The sequence below is a fragment of the Streptomyces sp. SS1-1 genome, from assembly GCF_008973465.1.
In the GTDB taxonomy this organism is placed as follows: domain Bacteria; phylum Actinomycetota; class Actinomycetes; order Streptomycetales; family Streptomycetaceae; genus Streptomyces.
Genome location: NZ_WBXN01000004.1, coordinates 1366979 through 1383248, shown reverse-complemented (window position 1 = coordinate 1383248; position 16270 = coordinate 1366979). Strand labels below are relative to the sequence as shown.

16 protein-coding genes and 1 tRNA gene are annotated in these 16270 nt (G+C 73.5%); 9 read left to right on the top strand and 8 right to left on the bottom strand.

From position 1 onward, the window contains the following. Positions 1-162 precede the first annotated feature (162 nt). The 4 genes from F8R89_RS07445 (at position 163) to F8R89_RS07430 (ending at position 4171) form a co-directional block, all read left to right on the top strand. Positions 163-1113: a hypothetical protein gene (locus F8R89_RS07445; RefSeq protein ID WP_151783210.1), complete on the top strand. Its 951-nt coding sequence runs from the start codon at positions 163-165 to the stop codon at positions 1111-1113. A gap of 62 nt (positions 1114-1175) precedes the next feature. Next, positions 1176-2723 carry an APC family permease gene (locus F8R89_RS07440; protein ID WP_151783209.1) on the top strand — a complete coding sequence of 516 codons (1548 nt, stop codon included), beginning with the start codon at positions 1176-1178 and terminating at the stop codon, positions 2721-2723. A gap of 91 nt (positions 2724-2814) precedes the next feature. Continuing rightward, complete coding sequence (locus tag F8R89_RS07435; RefSeq protein ID WP_151783208.1) at positions 2815-3564, top strand: molybdopterin-dependent oxidoreductase; 750 nt, start codon at positions 2815-2817, stop codon at positions 3562-3564. Next, positions 3548-4171, top strand: coding sequence for a cytochrome b/b6 domain-containing protein (locus F8R89_RS07430; RefSeq protein WP_151783207.1), 624 nt, complete (start codon positions 3548-3550; stop codon positions 4169-4171). Before F8R89_RS07435 ends, F8R89_RS07430 begins: the two co-directional genes overlap by 17 nt. On the opposite strand, the gene F8R89_RS37085 is transcribed toward F8R89_RS07430, so the two are convergent. From F8R89_RS37085 to F8R89_RS07415, 3 genes are all read right to left on the bottom strand, one after another. Beyond that, the gene (locus tag F8R89_RS37085) at positions 4157-5224 is read right to left on the bottom strand and encodes a hypothetical protein (RefSeq protein WP_151783206.1); all 1068 of its coding nucleotides are present in this window, start codon (positions 5222-5224) and stop codon (positions 4157-4159) included. The two genes, F8R89_RS07430 and F8R89_RS37085, sit on opposite strands and share 15 nt — an antisense overlap. Positions 5225-5493: 269 nt before the next feature. After that, positions 5494-6891 (bottom strand): GntP family permease, encoded by a 1398-nt coding sequence (locus F8R89_RS07420; protein WP_151783205.1) that lies wholly within the window; start codon positions 6889-6891, stop codon positions 5494-5496. A 37-nt stretch (positions 6892-6928) separates the two neighbouring features. Then, the gene (locus F8R89_RS07415; protein WP_151783204.1) at positions 6929-7447 is read right to left on the bottom strand and encodes a gluconokinase; all 519 of its coding nucleotides are present in this window, start codon (positions 7445-7447) and stop codon (positions 6929-6931) included. Positions 7448-7581: 134 nt separating this feature from the next. Between F8R89_RS07415 and F8R89_RS07410 the strand changes: the two genes are divergently transcribed. After that, a complete protein-coding gene (locus F8R89_RS07410; protein ID WP_151783203.1) occupies positions 7582-8283 on the top strand; it encodes a FadR/GntR family transcriptional regulator in 702 nt (233 codons plus the stop codon). A gap of 7 nt (positions 8284-8290) precedes the next feature. On the opposite strand, the gene F8R89_RS07405 is transcribed toward F8R89_RS07410, so the two are convergent. Together F8R89_RS07405 and F8R89_RS07400 are read right to left on the bottom strand one after the other, a co-directional pair. Next, on the bottom strand, positions 8291-8710 hold the full coding sequence (locus F8R89_RS07405) for a YchJ family metal-binding protein (protein WP_192806064.1): 420 nt from the start codon (positions 8708-8710) through the stop codon (positions 8291-8293). A gap of 80 nt (positions 8711-8790) precedes the next feature. After that, positions 8791-8875 (bottom strand) — tRNA-Leu (locus tag F8R89_RS07400). A gap of 189 nt (positions 8876-9064) precedes the next feature. On the opposite strand from F8R89_RS07400, the gene F8R89_RS07395 reads away from it, so the two are divergent. The 3 genes from F8R89_RS07395 (at position 9065) to F8R89_RS07385 (ending at position 11814) form a co-directional block, all read left to right on the top strand. After that, positions 9065-10390: a M20/M25/M40 family metallo-hydrolase gene (locus F8R89_RS07395; protein WP_151783201.1), complete on the top strand. Its 1326-nt coding sequence runs from the start codon at positions 9065-9067 to the stop codon at positions 10388-10390. 128 nt (positions 10391-10518) lie between these two features. Then, entirely contained in the window at positions 10519-10752 is a 234-nt protein-coding gene (chpH, locus tag F8R89_RS07390; protein WP_086866356.1) for a chaplin ChpH, read from the top strand. A gap of 144 nt (positions 10753-10896) precedes the next feature. Further along, complete coding sequence (locus F8R89_RS07385) at positions 10897-11814, top strand: chaplin (RefSeq protein WP_151783200.1); 918 nt, start codon at positions 10897-10899, stop codon at positions 11812-11814. An 81-nt stretch (positions 11815-11895) separates the two neighbouring features. Here F8R89_RS07385 and F8R89_RS07380 read toward each other — a convergent pair whose 3' ends face one another. Further along, positions 11896-12084 carry a DUF5703 family protein gene (locus F8R89_RS07380; protein WP_005485166.1) on the bottom strand — a complete coding sequence of 63 codons (189 nt, stop codon included), beginning with the start codon at positions 12082-12084 and terminating at the stop codon, positions 11896-11898. A 47-nt stretch (positions 12085-12131) separates the two neighbouring features. Here F8R89_RS07380 and F8R89_RS07375 point away from each other — a divergent pair, with 47 nt between their 5' ends. Beyond that, entirely contained in the window at positions 12132-12857 is a 726-nt protein-coding gene (locus tag F8R89_RS07375) for a hypothetical protein (RefSeq protein WP_151783199.1), read from the top strand. A 94-nt stretch (positions 12858-12951) separates the two neighbouring features. Here the strand turns inward: F8R89_RS07375 and F8R89_RS07370 are convergent, their stop codons facing one another. Both F8R89_RS07370 and F8R89_RS07365 read right to left on the bottom strand, forming a co-directional pair. Beyond that, positions 12952-15117 (bottom strand): helix-hairpin-helix domain-containing protein, encoded by a 2166-nt coding sequence (locus tag F8R89_RS07370; RefSeq protein WP_192806063.1) that lies wholly within the window; start codon positions 15115-15117, stop codon positions 12952-12954. Then, positions 15114-16097, bottom strand: a complete 984-nt coding sequence (locus F8R89_RS07365) for an aldo/keto reductase (RefSeq protein ID WP_151783197.1) — start codon at positions 16095-16097, stop codon at positions 15114-15116. The genes F8R89_RS07370 and F8R89_RS07365 overlap by 4 nt, the downstream gene beginning before the upstream one ends. Positions 16098-16270 lie beyond the last annotated feature (173 nt).

Below are 16270 nucleotides of genomic sequence, written 5' to 3'. Positions count from 1 at the left end.
TTCGTGGCAATTCGGACACCCCATGAACAACAACTGCCCCATGGATCACGGAAGTTGACGCGTGTAACACCCGGGTGGCCCTTGACGAGAACCCTTGGCGGAGGGTTTGCTGTGCGTGACCACCTGATGACACCCACGACGTGCTCCCAGGACCCAGAACCGGTGTCCCCACCCCCACCCCCTCTCGCCCGCGGCCGCAAGCGCTCCGGCCACACCTTCGACGCGGCACTGGACGACGCCGACCTCGCCGCCGCCCGCACCGCCCTCTCCCAGGGGCGCTGGCAGACCGTCCGCTCCCTCCTCGCCCGAACGGGCGACGACTGGGACCGCAGAGGGCACCGCGTCACCGTGCTCGCCGCCGAGCCGTACTGCGCCGCCTGGACCCGCGACTGGCTGCTGGCCGAGCCCGACTCCGGCGACGCGGGCGTCCTGCTCGCCCTCGCCCAGGTACGGCTCGCCCTGCGCGGCAAGGAGAAGCCGCCCCGCGCCCGTGACGCCTGCCACCGGGCCGCCGCGCTCCTGCCCGCCGACCCCACCCCCTGGCTGGGCCTGCTCATGCTGGAGAGCGCTCTCGGCACCGAGGCGGAGATGTGGCACTGCTTCTCCGAGATCCGCGCCCGGTACGCCGACCACCACCACGCCCACCACCTCGTGGTCGCCCGGCTCGCCGAACAGCGCACCGCGTCCGGCGCCGACCCGATGCACGCCGTGTACGACTTCGCCCTCGACGCCGCGCAGCGCGCCCCCGCCGACTCGCCGCTCGCCGTCCTGCCGGTCGTCGCCCACACCGAGCGCTTCCGCGTCCTCGCGTCGGCCGGACACGAACCCCGCGACGCGGCCGCCTCCGGGCACTGGACCGGCCGCCGCGCCCGGCAGGTGATGCGGTCCGCGTTCGACTGGTGGCTGGAGTGGGAGCAGGAGGGCCACCCCCGCCGGCTGATCGACCTGAACTTCCTCGCCCACGCCAAGGTCTGCGAGGGCCGCGGCGCCGAGGCCGCCGCCCTGTTCCACCGCATCGGCGACCACGCCACCCCGTCACCGTGGTCCTACCCGGACCGCGACCCGTACTCCGCCTTCCGCGCCGCCCGCGACACCGCGCTCGGCACGGCCTGAGACGGCGGCCCCCCACCAGGACTCACCCAGCGCCACCCGACCCGACGAAGGACGGACATTCGATGACGACGGGCAGTTCCAGCACCAGCAGCGCCACCGCCGGCGACGGCGGGATCAGTACGTTCAAGGGGCAGGACCGCGCGCTGCGCGCCGACCGCCTGGGCACCACGGGCCTGCTGCTGTCCGTGCTCGCGGCGACCGCGCCCCTCATGGTCGTCGCGGGTGTCATGCCCACGACCTTCGGGGTGATGGGTGTGGTCGGGCAGCCGCTGCTCTTCGTGATCCTCGGCCTCGTCCTCGCCCTCTTCAGCGTCGGCTACGCCGAGATGAGCCGGCACGTCCACAACGCGGGCGCCTTCTACGCCTACATCTCCCGCGGCCTCGGCGGCACCGCCGGCGCCGGCGCCGCGATGGTCGCGCTCGTCGCCTACAACGCCCTCCAGGTCGGCATCTACGGCATCTTCGGCTTCGAGGTCTCCGGGCTGTTCGCCACCTACCTCGACCTGGAGATCTCCTGGTGGATACCGGCCCTGCTTTCGGCGCTCGCCGTCGGCGCGCTCGGCTGGCTGAAGATCGACCTGAACGCGCGCGTGCTCGGCGTCCTGCTCGTCATCGAGGTCGTCCTCGTCGTCATCTTCGACGTCGCCGCGATCTCAGGGCCCGCGAAGGAGGGACTGTCGCTGCACGCCTTCAACCCCGACACCCTCACCGGCGCCGGCATCGGCACCGCCCTGTGCTTCTGCGTCGCCGCCTTCCTCGGCTTCGAGCAGGCCCCCGTCTACGCCGAGGAGACCAGCCGCCCGCACGTCCTCGTGCCCCGCGTGATGTACCTGGCCATCGGCGGCATCGCCGTGTTCTACACGATCAGCTGCTGGGCGTACACCGTCGCCACCGGGCCCTCCGCCGTCGTCGGCACCGCCCAGGAGCAGAGCGCCGGCATGCTCTTCTTCCTCACCGAGGACCTCATCGGCGCGACCTTCACCGACGTCCTGCACGTGCTCTTCGTGACCGGCATGTTCGCCGCCATGCTCAGCTTCCACAACGTCGTCGCCCGCTACGCCTTCGCCATGGGCCGCGAGGGCCTGCTGCCCGCCGCCTTCGGCCGCACCAGCGGTGCCAGCGGCGCCCCCGGCACCGGCTCGCTCCTGCAGACCGGCGTCTCGGTCGTCGCCGTCGCCGCCTTCGCGCTCACCGACGACAAGCCGGCCGGCGACCCCACCGCACCCGTCCTGCACCTGTTCACCTGGATGGGCAGCCTCGGCGCGCTGGGCGTCACCGCCCTGATGGCCGCCGCCTCGGTCTCCGTGATCGCCTTCTTCGTCCGGCGCGGTGCCGCCGCGGCCCAGTTCTGGCGGCTCGCCGCCTCCGCGCTGTCCGTCCTGGCGCTGCTCTTCATCGTCGTCTACACGGTCAAGGACTTCGACGTCCTGATCGGCGCGGGCCCGGGCTCCGCCCTGAGCTGGGTCCTGCCCTCGGTCATCGCGCTCGCGCTGGCCGCCGGTGTCGTCCAGGGCCTGCTGCTGCGCTCGCGCGCCCCCGAACGGCACGCCCGCATCGGCCTGGGCAACGAGGCGTTCCAGCTCGACAAGGCCGCCGAGGACACCCCGTGACCGGTGGCCCCCGCCCACCACACGTGACGGAAGTCTGACGAGCACCCGCGATCCCTGGCACCGCCCGGGCCGCGGGTGTTCGAATGAGGGGGTGAACCCCGAACAGCCCGGCGCCCCCGAGCCACCGGAGGACGAGGAGCAGGGCCGGCCCGTCGGCCGCCGCGTCCTCCTCGGCACCCTCGGTCTCGGCGCCCTCGGCGTGGTCACCGCGCCCACCCTGCAACGCGGCCTGGAGTCCTTCCTCGCCGGAGCGTCCGACAAGGACCCCACCGGCCTGACCGGCCTGCTCCCCAACGGCGGCGGCTTCCGCTACTACTCGGTCACCTCCTCCGTCCCCCGCAAGAGCGCCACCGACTACCGCCTGACCGTCGACGGCCTCGTCGACCGCCCCGGCTCCTACACCCTGTCCGACCTGCGGTCCCTCCCGCAGACCCGGCTCGTCCGCGACGTCCAGTGCGTCACCGGCTGGCGGGTCCCCGGCACCCCCTTCGAGGGCGTACGGCTGTCCCGGCTGCTCGACGCCGCCGGCGTCCGCCCCGGCGCGGGCGCCGTGCGCTTCACCTGCTTCGACGGCGCCTACTCCGAGAGCCTCACCCTCGACCAGGCCCGCCGCTCCGACGTCCTGGTCGCCCTGCGGATGAAGGACCAGGACCTCGGCCACGCCCACGGCGGCCCCGTGCGCCTCTACGTCGCCCCCATGTACTTCTACAAGTCCGCCAAGTGGCTCTCCGGCATCACCGTCACCCGGGACGTACGGCCGGGCTACTGGGAGGAACGGGGCTACGACGTCGACGCCTGGGTCGGCCGCTCGAACGGACGCGACGATGACCCCACGAGTTGACACGCCCCGCCCGGCCACGGAGGTCCGCCGCTTCACCCCGGCCGCCCGCCGGGTGCACCGGGCCACCGCCGCGCTGATGGGCGTGTGCGTGGCGACGGCCGCCTGCCTCTACATCCCGCAGTTCGCCGAACTGGTGGGCCGCCGCGAACTCGTCGTCCGCGTCCACGAGTGGGCCGGCCTCGCCCTGCCCGTGCCCGCCCTGGCCGGACTGGTCTCCGCCGCCTTCCGCCGCGACCTGGGCCTTCTCAACCGCTTCGGCCCGCACGACCGGACCTGGCTGCGGGCCGTCCTGCGGCGCGACCGGCGCCCCGGCTCCCGTCCGGCGGGCAAGTTCAACGCCGGGCAGAAGGTCTACGCCTCCTGGCTCGCCGGGGCGACGCTGGTGATGCTCGGCACCGGCCTGCTGATGTGGTTCACCCACCTCACGCCACTGCGCTGGCGCACCAGCGCCACCTTCGTGCACGACTGGCTCGCGCTCACCCTCGGCATCGTCCTCGCCGGTCACATCGGCATGGCCCTGGCCGACCCGGAAGCCCGCCACGGCCTGCGCAGGGGCACCGTCAGCCGGGAATGGGCGGAGCGGGAGCACTCCCTATGGCGCCCCTGACCAGGTGAGCGACAGGACCCCGGCCGAAGGCTCCGGGTCCTGGACGGCTCCGGGGTCGGGTTCCTGTTCCGGCTCCGGGTCGGGCGGCACGTCCGGCGCGGCGACCGTGAACGCCCGCGGCAGACGCACCTCACCGGAGCCGTACCGGACGGACACGTCCACCGGGCCCGGGCCGAGCGCCGGGACCACGACGGACAGGACGACGGCGCCGCCGGACCGGGGACCGAGCACCGGGACACCCGGCACCTGCCGGCCCCCGACCGTCACCGTCGCGGCCCGCGGCAGTTCGGCCGGGTCGAAGTAGACGTCCGCCAGCTCGACGCCGATCACCTCGCCGGGCCGCGCGGTGCCGTCGCCGCCCGTGTCCACGCCCGCGATCCGGTACCCGCACGCCGGGGCCCCGCCCGCGGGCGTCCGCAGCCGCACGGTGGCGCCGGGGTGGCGGCGGTGGAAGTCGAGCAGCCCGCCCAGCACCGCGTAGGCGGCACGGCCCTTGCAGGACTGCGCCCTCCCGGCCAGGGCCGCGTGCTCCCGGCCGGCCTGCTCCCAGTCGCCGCCCTCGCCCTGCACGGCGAGACAGGCTGAGGCGAGGGCCCGCAGCAGCCTCCACTCGTCGCCGTCCGCCGCCCCGTCCAGCGCGGTGGCGCAGGTGGCGGGGTCCCGGAGCCGGTCGTACACGCTCGCCGGGTCGGCGGCACCGTCGAGGTCGGGCGAGCCGGGGCCGGGCGGCAGCCAGGCGGGTGCCACGACGGGCTCGCGACGCTCCGGCGGGGTGGACGGGCCCGCGGACCGGCGCGGTGCCCCACCCGCGACGCCACCGGGCACGCCGGTGAGCGCGGGGGCGCCGATGTGCCCGTCGGGGCGCTTGGGGGCGGTGGGGGAAGGGGAGGCCGTCACCGGACCGGTGGAGGGCCCGGCGGTCACCGCCGGTCCGCCCCCGCTCCCGCCGTCCGCGCGGTCGGCGGCCTCCAGGCCGGTGAAGGCGGCGGCGGCCACCGCCACCGCGCCGACGAACAGCAGCCCCGAGATGCGCATCCCGAGGGAAACCGCCATGAGACCCCCCGATGTCCGTGCCCCCGACGGCCGCGGCGGCCTTCGGGGAATCACCACATCATCGGGCTCTTCGCGCTCCTGGGGAAGTCGTGAAGGCGTCGACAGGGCGCCGGCCAGGCGTCCGCGGGGCACCCTGAGGGCATCTTCCGGGCATCCGGGACACGATCGCGCGCGCCGCGCACCGGGACGCGAACGGCCCACCCGCTCCTCGACGCCCAGGACGGTGTCCGGAGCTGCCGAGGAGCGGGTGGGCCGTCACCGCCGTACCCCTACAACACGAGGGACAGCAGCAGGACCGCGCCACCGGCGACCACGGAGATGATCGTCTCCATGACGGACCAGGTCTTGATGGTCTGGCCGACGTTCAGCCCGAAGTACTCCTTCACCAGCCAGAACCCGGCGTCGTTGACATGGCTGAAGAACAGCGAGCCGGCGCCGATGGCCAGGACCAGCAGAGCCGTGTGCGTGGTCGACATGTCGGCCGCGAGCGGGGCGACCAGACCGGCCGCGGAGACCGTCGCCACGGTCGCCGAGCCCGTCGCCAGCCGGATCGCCACCGCGATCAGCCAGGCGAGCAGCAGCGCGGGGATCGACCAGTCCTTGGAGATGTCGAGGACCATCTGGCCCACGCCGGTGTCGATCAGCGTCTGCTTGAAGCCACCGCCCGCGCCGACGATCAGCAGGATGCCCGCGATCGGGGCGAGGCCCTTCTCGACGAGCGGCGAGATCCGCTCCTTGCCGAACCCGGCCGGCGCCAGCAGCGTGAAGATGCCGACCAGCACGGAGGCGAGCAGGGCGATCAGCGGCGAGCCGACGACGTCGAAGACGCGCTGCACGGTGTTCGCGGGGTCGTCCACGACGATGTCGACCAGCGCCTTGGACAGCATCAGCACGACCGGCAGCAGGATCGTCGCCAGGGTGGCGCCGAAGCCGGGAAGCCTCTTCAGGTCCTCCGAGGCGCGCTGCGGGATCATCCGCTCCGGTGCCGGCACGTCCACCCAGCGGGCGGCGAACTTCGAGAACACCGGACCGGCGATGATCACGGTCGGTATCGCGACCAGGACGCCGAGCGCCAGCGTGACGCCCAGGTTGGCGCCGACCGCGTCGATCGCGACCAGCGGGCCGGGGTGCGGCGGGACCAGACCGTGCATCACGGACAGACCGGCCAGCGCCGGGATGCCGATGCGCATCAGCGAGTAGTTGCCCCGCTTGGCGACCATCAGCACGACCGGGATCAGCAGGACGACGCCGACCTCGAAGAACAGCGGCAGTCCGATCACGGACGCGATCAGCACCATCGCCCAGGGCATCGAGCGGCCGCCCGCCTTGGCGAGGATGGTGTCGACGATCTGGTCGGCGCCGCCGGAGTCCGCGAGCATCTTGCCGAGGATGGCGCCGAGGGCGATCAGCACGCCGACGCCCGCGACCGTCGAGCCGAGGCCGGTGGTGAAGCTGGCGATGACCTTGTCCAGCGGTGCGCCGGCGACGGCGCCGAGCACCAGCGACCCGAGGGTCAGGGACAGGAAGGCGTGGAGCTTGAACTTGGTGATGAGCAGCACGATGACGGCGATGCCCACCAGGACGGCGACACCGAGCTGAGCGTGTCCCGCCGAGGTGATGGGCTCGACGGGGTCCGCTGCCAGCATCTCGACGCTGAGTCTGGTCACGGGGTTTCCCTTGCAGGTACGGGGGTGGGGAGGGGAGTTACACGGTCGGCTCGGGGAGCGCCGTCAGGGCCGTGACGGCCCGTTCGGTGATCTCCTCGGGGGTGCCGGCCACGTCCACGGCGACGCCCGCCTCGTCCTCCGCGAGCGGCTGGAGGGTGGCGAACTGGGAGTCGAGCAGCGCGGTCGGCATGAAGTGCCCCTGCCGGTGCGACATCCGGTCCTCGATCACCGCGCGGTCACCCGCGAGGTGCACGAACACGACGTCCGGTGCGGCGGCCCGCAACCGGTCGCGGTACGAGCGCTTCAGCGCGGAGCAGCTGACCACTCCGCCGAGCCCGGCCCGGCGGTGCGCCCAGGCGCCGATGGCGTCGAGCCACGGCCACCTGTCGTCGTCGTCGAGCGGCGTGCCGGCCGACATCTTGGCGATGTTGGCCGCGGAGTGGAAGTCGTCGCCCTCGGCGTAGGGAACGCCGAGGCGGGCCGCGAGCAGGGGACCGATGGTGGTCTTCCCGGTGCCCGCGACGCCCATGACCACGACGACATGGGGGGTGTTCATCGCTGCCTCACTGTCTGTCCTCGTCGACACGTGATGTCGACGGACACTGAAACCCATTAGGTACGACGAATCAAGAGTCTGTGACATATAAGTCTGACTTTTTGTTCCCGTGATCCGGCCCGTACGCTGAGTGCATGAGCACAACGGGCCGGGGGCTGCACGGCCGAGTACTGGACTCCCTCGGCCCCGCGATCACCGCGGGCGAGTACCCGCCGGGCAGCGTCCTGCGCACGGACGAACTCGCCCAGCGCTTCGACGTCTCACGCTCCGTGATGCGCGAGGCGGTACGCGTCCTGGAGTCGATGCACCTGGTCGAGTCCCGCCGCCGCGTCGGCGTCACGGTCCGCCCCAAGGCCGAGTGGAACGTCTACGACCCGCAGGTCATCCGCTGGCGGCTGGCCGGCGCCGACCGCCCGCACCAACTGCGCTCGCTCACCGTGCTGCGCTCCGCCGTCGAACCGGTCGCGGCGGGCCTCGCCGCCAAGCACGCCACCGCCGAGCAGTGCGCCGAACTCACCGAGTGTGCCCTCGGCATGGTCTCCCACTCACGCGGCCACCAGCTGGAGGGCTACCTCCTGCACGACATCGCCTTCCACCGCGTCATCCTCAACGCCTCGGGCAACGAGATGTTCGCCCGGCTCGGCGACGTCGTCGCCGAGGTCCTGGCCGGCCGCACCCATCACGAGGTCATGTTCGAGGACCCCGACCCGGCGGCGGTCACCCTGCACGTCCAGGTCGCCGAGGCGGTCCGCGCGGGCGACGCCGTCCGCGCCGAGCACCTCACCCGCGAGATCACGGTCGGCGCCCTCCAGGAGCTCGACATCCTGGCCCCCTGAGCGGGCCTCAGCTCAGGAACTCGCCGTCCACGTACACCCAGGCGCCGTCCACCCGCTCGAACCGGCTGCGCTCGTGCAGCGACCCGCCGCGGAACGACGCCCGGAAGGTCACCGTGCCCGTGGAGTGGAACGCCGAGCCGTCCTCCGTCCCGAGGATCTCCAGCCCCGTCCACCACATCCCCGGATCCAGCTCCAGCCGCCCCGGACGCGTCCGCGGATGCCAGGTGCGCAGCAGATACGGCGCCTCGCCCCGCACGAACGCGCTGTACCGCGACCGCATCAGCGCCTCGGCGGTCGGCGCGGCCGCCGCCCCGGAGTGGAACCGCCCGCAGCACGCCTCGTAGGAGCCGGGCAGCCCGCACGGGCACCCGGCCGGGGGCTTGGACACGGAGGAGGAACGGACGGCACGTCGGGACATGGCCCCCATTGTGCCGGTGCCCTCCCGGCCACGAGGAATCCGCCCCACAACGACGAACAGCCCCTCACCAGGAGGGGCTGTCCGATCTGTGTCCGAGGGGGGACTTGAACCCCCACGCCCGATAAAGGGCACTAGCACCTCAAGCTAGCGCGTCTGCCATTCCGCCACCCGGACAAGGTGTCTGTCGCGCGGGTCTCCCTCGCGGCGACAGAGAAAACACTACCAGGCTTTCGAAGGGTCCCCGATCACCCCCCGGGGCGGCGTGAACGGCGTGTGACGAGGTGCGGCCGGTCTTGGGCCGTGCCGGGCGGAGAGAGAGGATGAGGGGGACCCACCAGCAGTGACACCGCGGGAGGAAGCAGCGTGAGCGACACGGACACGACCAGGAGCGTCACCGGCGAGGACGAGGTCGTGGACCTCTGCCGCGAGCTGATCCGCATCGACACCAGCAACTACGGGGACCACTCCGGCCCCGGCGAGCGCGCGGCGGCCGAGTACGTCGCCGAGAAGCTCGCCGAGGTGGGCCTGGAGCCGAAGATCTTCGAGTCGCACCCGGGCCGCGCCTCCACCGTGGCGCGCATCGAGGGCGAGGACCCCTCCCGGCCAGCCCTGCTCATCCACGGGCACACCGACGTCGTCCCGGCCAACGCCGACGACTGGACCCACCACCCGTTCTCCGGCGAGATCGCCGACGGCTGTGTGTGGGGGCGCGGCGCCGTCGACATGAAGGACATGGACGCCATGACCCTCGCCGTCGTCCGCGACCGGCTGCGCAGCGGCCGCAAGCCCCCGCGGGACATCGTGCTCGCGTTCCTCGCCGACGAGGAGGCCGGCGGCACCTACGGCGCCCGGTTCCTCGTCGACAAGCACCCCGACCTCTTCGAGGGCGTCACGGAGGCCATCAGCGAGGTCGGCGGGTTCTCGTTCACGGTGAGCGAGGAACGGCGGCTCTACCTGATCCAGACGGCCGAGAAGGGCATGCACTGGATGAAGCTGACCGTGGCCGGCACCGCGGGGCACGGCTCGATGATCCACCGGGACAACGCGATCACCGAGCTGTCGGAGGCCGTCGCCCGCCTCGGCCGCCACAAGTTCCCCGTCCGCGTCACCAAGACCACCCGCGCCTTCCTCGACGAACTGGGCGACGCCCTCGGCACCGAGCTCGACCCCGAGAACATGGAGGGCACCCTCGCCAAGCTGGGCGGCATCGCCAAGCTCATCGGGGCCACCCTCAGCAACACGGCCAACCCGACCCAGCTGAACGCCGGCTACAAGGTCAACGTCATCCCCGGCGAGGCCACCGCGCACGTCGACGGCCGCTTCCTGCCCGGATACGAGGAGGAGTTCCTGGCCGACCTCGACCGCATCCTCGGACCGAACGTGCGGCGCGAGGACGTGCACGCCGACAAGGCCGTCGAGACCGGCTTCGACGGCGCCCTGGTGGCCGCGATGCAGTCCGCGCTGGTCGCCGAGGACCCGGCGGCCAAGGCCATCCCGTACATGCTCTCCGGCGGCACCGACGCCAAGTCCTTCGACGACCTCGGCATCCGCGGCTTCGGTTTCGCCCCGCTGAAGCTCCCCCCGGAGCTGGACTTCGCGGGCATGTTCCACGGCGTCGACGAGCGTGTACCCGTCGACGGGCTGCGGTTCGGCGTGCGGGTCCTCGACCGGTTCATCGACGCGTCGTAATTCGACCAGGCGTACTGGATGTGCTCTGGACGGGTGAACACGCTCATAGGGTCGTAGCTCTATTAACCGCTCCTCGTTACAGGTGATGCGATCAGCAAGTGAGATCGCATTGCCAACAAGGAGGAACAATGATCAAGAAGGTCGTCGCTGCTGCGGCTGCCACCGGTGGGCTGGTTCTCGCGGGCGCGGGCCTGGCCGTTGCCGACTCGGGTGCGCAGGGTGCCGCCGTGCACTCCCCGGGCATCGTGTCCGGCAACGTCATCCAGGCCCCGATTCACATCCCCGTGAACGTCTGCGGCAACACGGTCTCCGTGATCGGGCTGCTGAACCCCGCCTTCGGCAACACCTGCACCAACAAGTGACGTTGTGTCTCGCCCTGTGACCAGGGCTGAGCCGTCGGCCCCGGGGCGCGTGCCATGCGCTCCGGGGCCGACCGGCCTTTACGGAACGTCGGCCGATCTCCCGACGTGTCTTCTCGGAACAAGGTCGAAGGCAGGTATTCAGCAATGCGACAGGTCACCCGCAAGGGCCTGATGACCGTGGCGGCGGCGACCGGGGTCATCGCGGCCGCGGGCGGCGCCGCCCACGCCACCGGCTCGGGTGCGCACGGCTCCTCGTCCCACTCGCCCGGCGTGCTGTCGGGCAACTCGGTGCAGGTGCCGGTGGACGTCCCGGTCAACGTCTGCGGCAACACCGTCGACGTGGTGGGCGTCCTCAACCCCGCGATGGGCAACAGCTGCGCCAACAAGGGTGGCACGGGCGCCAAGGCGGACGGGCACGCCAGTCACTCGCCGGGCGTCGGCTCCGGCAACAGCGTCCAGGTCCCGGTCCACGTGCCGGTCAACGTGTGCGGCAACACGATCGACGTCATCGGCGTCGGCAACGCGGCCGAGGGCAACGACTGCGTCAACGGCGGCGGCCACCAGACCCCGCCCGGCTCGCCCGAGCAGCCGGGCAACCCCGGTAACCCGGGCAACCCCGGTAACCCGGGCAACCCGGGCAACCCGGGGAATCCCGGCAACCCCGGTGAGCCGGGGAACCCGGGTGAGCCCGGCAATCCTGGTGAGCCCGGTAACCCGGGGAACCCCGGTGAGCCCGGCAACCCCGGTGAGCCGGGGAACCCCGGTGAGCCGGGGAACCCCGGTGAGCCCGGTAACCCGGGAGAGCCCGGCAACCCCGGTGAGCCCGGTAACCCGGGAGAGCCCGGGAACCCCGGTGAGCCCGGCACCCCCGACGAGCCGAGCACCCCGGGCGGTGGCTCGCACGGCAACGAGCCGGGCGCCCACTTCGTCACCCAGCCCCAGGGCGACGCCCAGCTCGCCCACACCGGCAGCGACGTCCCGATGGGTCTCGTCCTGCCGGTCGGCGCCGGCGCGCTGCTCGCGGGCGCGGTGCTCTACCGCAAGGCCCGTCAGTCCGCCTAGGACGTGACGCACGGCACGAGGACAGCGGGCCCCGCACACGCGGGGCCCGCTTCTGTTCCGTCCGCCCGGTCCCCGTCCCAGCTACCAGGTGGCCCGCACCTGGCGGATGATCCGGCGCCGCAACCGCACCCGGCGGCTGCCGTCGCGCAGCAGACTCAGGCGGTCCAACTCCCAGTGTCCGTACTCGGCATGGTCCGTCAGCAGACGTGTGGCGTCCTTGCGGGAGACCCCGCGCGGCACGTACACGTCGACAAATTCGTATTCCGGCATCGCATCTATTGTGCGGGCTGGGGCCCGGTACGGATAGCGTCTGCACTATGTCTGATGCTGTGCAGCCCACCGCTGCCGAGGTACGCGCCGCAGCCGAGGCGGTCAAGACCGCGCTCGACCGCCACCTGGCCGCCGTCGAACGCCGGTCGGGTGAGGACGACCCGGCCGTCTACGAGGCGTTCAACGAGCTGGCCGCCGCCGCCGAGGTCTACGACGAGCTGCTCTACGACCGCTACGACGAGGTCACCCCGTTCGAGATCCCCGGCGCCGAGGACGCGCTGCCCCCGTACACGGGCCCCGAGGAGCCGAACGCGGTCAGCGTGCTGATCCGGCGCGACTACTCCGTGGTGGAGCCGCAGCGGCTGAGGGCGCAGGCCGAGCGCATCGAGGCCGCGGAGTACGACGACGGCTCCGACGGCGAGGCCTCGGGCACCGTCCACGGTGCGCTGGGGCTGCTGTTCGGCGAGTTCGAACCGGACGAGATCGCGTCCCGGCACAAGGAGTTCGGGCTGGAGGAGGGCGACTCGACGCTCTGGGTGATCGCCTCGGACGAACAGGCCGACCCCGGCGAGTGGCTGGAGGCCCCCTTCGAGGGCGCCGACCCGCAGCGCGTGATCTGCCGCTTCGACGTCAGCACCGTCTTCGACGACGACCTGGACGACGTCGACGAGACGGAGGACCCCGACGAGGACGCCGACGACGACCTCGAGGAGGAACTCGACACCGACCCCGACGGGGACGAGATCGAGCCCTTGGACGCGGACCGGCGCTGAGCCGCACCCGCGCCGGGCGACGGCACCGACGACGGCGGCGGTCACGGAGGAACCCCTCCGTGACCGCCGCCGTCGTCGTGAGCGGACCGTCGGATCAGGCGGTCGTCGGCACCTGCGGCCGCAGCAGCGCCGCAAGCCGGGTCGTGCGCGGCTTCGCCGGGACCTCGGCGACGGCCCGCGGCAGGGCCTGCTCCACGCCGTGCACGACGGACAGATGGCGGTCGGCGCGGCTGAAGGCCGTGTAGACCCAGGGACGGCTCAGGGCCTGGACGGCGTCACCGGGCAGGACCACGACCGCCGCCGGCCAGCGGCCGCCCGCCGCCTGGTGCGCGGTGAGCGCCCAGCCGTGCCGCACGGACTGCTCCACCCGCTCCCTCGGCACGAGCACGGCCTCTCCCGCGCAGGCCAGCCGCAGCCCTTCGGCGTCGGCCCCGACGACCTGCCCCGGCACCGTACGGCCCGGCGCGGGGGAGTAGGCGACGCGGTCCCCGGGGTCGAAGCCGCCGAAGCGGCCCGGGCCGGGGTTGAGGCGTGCCTTGAGCGCGGCGTTGAGCGCGCGCGTACCGGCCGCGCCCCCGTGTCCCGGAGTGATCACCTGGGTGTCCTCCGGAGGGACGCCGATGGCCCGCGGCACCGAGTCCGCGACGAGCTGCACGGTGCGGTGCACGGCCTCGCCCGCGTCCCGCACGGGCACGATCACGACCTCCTTGCCGGGGGCCTCCACCTGGGTCAGCTCGCCGATGCCGATGCCGGAGACCAGCTCGCCCAGCGGGCCGGGGTCCGGGCGCCGCGAGGCGATCTGCGGGCAGACCTTCGCCGCCAGCAGATCGGCGAACACCCGGCCCGGGCCCGCCGACCACAGCACCCCGGGGTCGCCGGCCAGGACCAGCCGGGCCCCGTCGGGCAGCGACTCGGCCAGTAGGGCCGCCGTCTCGACGTCCAGCAGCGGCGCGTCCAGCACGACGAGCAGGTCCAGGTCGAGGGCGCCGTCCGTGTCCCGGCCGGGGCCCTCCGCGCCGGACAGCAGACCGGCGACGGTCGCCACGGTCGGCCCGGCCTCCGCGTCCGGCCCGTCGGACAGGGCGGGCAGGGCGGCGAAGCGGTCGCGGCCGGCCGGGGTGTGCGCGGCGGCCCAGGCCCGCAGCCCCAGCACCCCCGCCGCACGCAGCAGGGCCGCCGGCTCGGCCAGCGACGCCTCCCCGCCGGTGTGCAGGACGAGTCCGTGCGCGGCGACCGCGCGGATCAGCTCGGCGGCGGAACCCGCGCCGCCCGCCGCGCGCTCCCAGTCCTCGGCCGCACCGTCCTGCTTGGGCACGGAGTTGATCAGCCGGGCCAGTCCGTCGGCGAGGCTCTCCTCGGCGAGGGCGTACCGCTCCAGGCCGACGAGGACCCGGACCGGCCGCTCCTCCTCCCCGCCGTCCTCGCCCGCCTCGCCCGCCTCACCGCTCGCGGCGGCCGGGGCGCCGGGCGGCGCGTCCAGGGCGTCCTGGAACGCCAGGGCCTCGCCCTCGGCCAGGGCGTCCTGCACGGCCGCGTCAGGGTCGGGCACGCCCTGCCGGGCCAGCGCGGCCGTCAGCGCCGGCAGCTCCAGCGCCGTGTGCCCGGCGAGCGCCGCCTGCTCCAGCAGCCAGCCGGTGACCGCGCGCCCGCGCCGCTCGTCGTCCGGCGCGCACGCGGCGCCGAGCAGCGCCCGCGCGAACCCGTCGGCCTGCTCGGGCCGTACGCCGGGAACCCGCAGCAGCTGCCACGGGTCCTCCCGCAGCGCCCGCGCGGCACTCTCGCCGAGGGCCGCCGCCACCTGCGGGGCGAGCCCTTCCGGGGCGCCGCCCTCGGCCAGCACACCCCGCACCGCCTCGACGCTCTCCGGCGCGGGCGCGGCGGGCGCACCCGGCTCGGCCACGGGCTCGGGGCGGCGCACCGGCTCGGGCGCCGGGCGGCGCGGCGGCTCCGGCTCGCTGAAGACGGTGGCCGCGGGCTTGGCGCCGCTCTCCACGGCCCGCACCGCGGCCAGCAGGTCCGCGGCCTTCCCGCTGAGCTTGGCCCCGGCGGCGACGGGCCCCTGCCTCTCGGCCTTGCGCCGCTCGATCCGCTCCCGCTCCAGGCGCTGGGCGGCGAGCTCGGCCTCGGCCTCCGACAACTGCTTCGCCGCGTCCTCCCCGGACGCGGCGGTGCCGGCCGGCTCGTCCCCGGCCGGCTGGTCCCCGGCCGCCGGCGTCCCCGGCTCGGCGTCCTCCGTGGTCTCGGGCGGCTCCGTGCTCACAGCGTGCTCCAGTCGTGATCGGGATAGCGGTGCACGGGCGCGGAGACGTCGTCGAGCGCCCGGCAGATCTCGTCAGGAAGACTAAGGTCCTCCACTGACAACGCGGCCGTGAGCTGCTGCGCGGTGCGCGCGCCTATGACGGGGGCGGTCACGCCGGGCCGGTCGCGCACCCAGGCGAGGGCGACCTGGAGCGGGGAGACGGCCAGCCCGTCGGCGGCCGTCTGCACGGCGTCCACGATGCGGCTCGCCGTGTCGTCGAGGTACGGGGCGACGAACGGGGCCAGGTGCTCCGAGCCGCCGCGCGAGTCCGGCGGCGTCCCATTGCGGTACTTGCCGGTCAGCACGCCCCGGCCCAGCGGCGACGACGGCAGCAGGCCGACCCCCAGGTCCAGCGCGGCGGGCAGCACCTCGCGCTCCACGCCCCGCTGGAGCAGCGAGTACTCCAGCTGTGTGCTCGCCAGCCGGGTCCGGGTGCCCGGCGCCGCGAGCTGCCAGGTGGCCGCCTTGGCGAGCTGCCAGCCGCAGAAGTTGGAGACGCCGACGTACCGGGCGCGGCCGCTGGACACCGCCAGGTCGAGCGCGTGCAGCGTCTCGTCGAGCGGGGTGTGCGGGTCGTAGGCGTGGATGTGCCAGATGTCGACGTACTCGGTGCCGAGGCGGGCCAGCGAGGCGTCCAGCGCGGAGAGCAGATGGCCGCGCGAGCCGTCGAACCGGCGGTCGGGGTCGGGGACGCTGCCCGCCTTCGTGGAGATGACCAGGTCCCGGCGCGGGACGAGCCCCTCCATGAGCCGGCCCAGCAGATACTCCGCCTCCCCGTCGCCGTACACGTCGGCCGTGTCCACGAGGGTGCCGCCGGCCTCCCAGAACGTCTTCAGGAGGTCCGCCGCGTCGTGCTCGTCGGTGTCCCTTCCCCAGGTGAGCGTGCCGAGCCCGATCCGGGACACGCGCAGGCCGGTGCGGCCGAGATGCCTCTGCTCCATGAACGCCGAGATTACTGGCCAGAACCTGACCTGTGGGGGCCTGTGGATGACCAGTTTCGGCGAGGTCGGCGGCGCCGGCCGGGCGACGCCCGCCCCACCGCCCTCCCCGTGAGAGGCCCCCCGCGCTAAGGTCTGGCCCACACAGGACGTTACTGATCGGTAAGAGGAGTCGG

Coding starts and splice junctions, on each gene's coding strand:
- F8R89_RS07415 (WP_151783204.1), bottom strand. CDS start 7,447: ATGAACACCCCCCATGTCGTCGTGGTCATGGGCGTCGCGGGCACCGGG.
- F8R89_RS07375 (WP_151783199.1), top strand. CDS start 12,132: ATGTCTGATGCTGTGCAGCCCACCGCTGCCGAGGTACGCGCCGCAGCC.
- F8R89_RS07405 (WP_192806064.1), bottom strand. CDS start 8,710: ATGGGGGCCATGTCCCGACGTGCCGTCCGTTCCTCCTCCGTGTCCAAG.
- F8R89_RS07440 (WP_151783209.1), top strand. CDS start 1,176: ATGACGACGGGCAGTTCCAGCACCAGCAGCGCCACCGCCGGCGACGGC.
- F8R89_RS07385 (WP_151783200.1), top strand. CDS start 10,897: ATGCGACAGGTCACCCGCAAGGGCCTGATGACCGTGGCGGCGGCGACC.
- F8R89_RS07380 (WP_005485166.1), bottom strand. CDS start 12,084: ATGCCGGAATACGAATTTGTCGACGTGTACGTGCCGCGCGGGGTCTCC.
- chpH (WP_086866356.1), top strand. CDS start 10,519: ATGATCAAGAAGGTCGTCGCTGCTGCGGCTGCCACCGGTGGGCTGGTT.
- F8R89_RS07430 (WP_151783207.1), top strand. CDS start 3,548: ATGACCCCACGAGTTGACACGCCCCGCCCGGCCACGGAGGTCCGCCGC.
- F8R89_RS37085 (WP_151783206.1), bottom strand. CDS start 5,224: ATGGCGGTTTCCCTCGGGATGCGCATCTCGGGGCTGCTGTTCGTCGGC.
- F8R89_RS07365 (WP_151783197.1), bottom strand. CDS start 16,097: ATGGAGCAGAGGCATCTCGGCCGCACCGGCCTGCGCGTGTCCCGGATC.
- F8R89_RS07410 (WP_151783203.1), top strand. CDS start 7,582: ATGAGCACAACGGGCCGGGGGCTGCACGGCCGAGTACTGGACTCCCTC.